This window comes from Comamonas sp. B-9 (genome assembly GCF_000410635.1).
GTDB lineage: Bacteria > Pseudomonadota > Gammaproteobacteria > Burkholderiales > Burkholderiaceae_C > Comamonas.
Map to the genome: position 1 here is coordinate 1 of NZ_KE148571.1, position 1,671 is coordinate 1,671.

Sequence of the window (1,671 nt, forward strand, 5' to 3'; positions counted from 1 at the left end):
CGCGGCTCGGCCGGCCTGCTGCAAGGCGGGGGCGATCCGAGCGGCGCCGTCAACCTGGCGCGCAAGCGCCCGCTCAAGGAAGGCGGCGTCACCGTCACCGCCAAGGCCGGCTCCTGGGACCGCTATGGCGCGCAAATCGATGGCAGCGGCGCGCTGAACGCCGAAGGCAGCCTGCGCGGCCGCGCCGTCATCGATGTGGACGACCAGCACTCCTTCATCGACTACGCCAACCAACGCAACGGCACCCTGTACGGCACCCTGGAGTACGACATCTCGCCCCAGACCCAGGTCAGCGTGGGCGCCAGCTACGAGTCCTTCAAGGGCCGGCCCTTTATCTCGGGCCTGCCGCACTACAGCGATGGCCGCGACATCGCGCTGCCCCGCTCCACCTACCTGGGCGCCATCTGGAACCGCCAGAACAACAACACCCGAACGCTGTATGCAGACCTGAACCACCAGTTCAACAGCCAATGGCGCGCCAAGGTCTCGGCCCTGCATGTCAAGGAGGAGTTGGACATGAAGTACGCCTCGTCCCAGCGCGCCGTGGCCGCTGCCACCGGCCTGGGCGCCACTGTCACCAACCTGACCCAGGCCGACCAGAGCGCATCGGGCCTGGACGCCAGCCTGGTCGGCGATTTCAGCGCCTTTGGGCGCGAGCACCAACTGGTGCTGGGCACCAGCTACAGTCGGGGCAAGGCCACCAGCGACTACAGCTCGATCACACCGGCAGTGCCGATCAATGTGTTCGACCCCAACCCTTTCCGAGAAGAACCCAGCAACGAAGCGATTCGCTACGCCAACACCGAGCGCTTTTTGGGTACCACGCGCCAGGTGGGCGCCTATGGCGCGCTGCGCCTGCAGCTGACCGATCCACTCAAGCTGGTGATGGGCGGACGCCTGGGCAACTACAGGTCCGAATACGAACTGATCACGACGACGACCGGCAATGTCGTCACCTCGAACTCGCACCAGGCCAACACCCGTTTCATGCCCTTTGCCGGGCTGATCTACGCCCTCAACCCGCAGTGGTCGGCCTACGCCAGCTATGCCGATATCTTCAACCCCCAGGCATCGCTGAATGCAGCGGGCCAGAACCTGAAACCCATCCAGGGCGCGACCTATGAGCTGGGTCTGAAGGGCGAGATCCTGGGCGGCCGCGCCAACACTTCGTTTGCGCTGTACCGCGTTGACCAGAAGAACCGCGCCACCGAAGACATCGCCTCCGGCCCCGACTGCCGCGATGGCTACTACTGCTACACCGACGACGGGCGCGTGCGCAGCCAGGGCTTTGATGCCGAGATCAGCGGCGAGCTGAGCCGGGGCTGGAACCTGTTTGCCGGCTACACATTCAACCGCAACACCTACAAGCGCGACATCAACAACGAAGGGCTGGACTTCAACAGCTACACGCCCAAGCACCTGCTGCGCCTGTGGACCACCTACCGCCTGCCCGGCGACTGGAACGCGCTCACCATCGGCGGCGGCGTCAACACCCAAAGCGCCTCCTACCGCAAGATCGGCGCGATCAGCCTCAATGCCCCGGGCCGCGCCGTCTGGAGCAGCTATGTGCGCTACCAGATCGACCCGCATTGGCAGCTGAGCCTGAACTTCAACAACATGTTCAACAAGCGCTACTACTCGTCCATCGGCAACCTGGTCAACAGCAGCCAC

The 1,671-nt window shown here is 64.8% G+C and carries 1 protein-coding gene; it reads left to right on the forward strand.

Annotated elements, in window-relative coordinates:
• Positions 1 to 1,671, forward strand: a 1,671-nt coding sequence (locus H928_RS27480; RefSeq protein WP_239644949.1) for a TonB-dependent siderophore receptor, incomplete at both ends; no start/stop codon positions are given.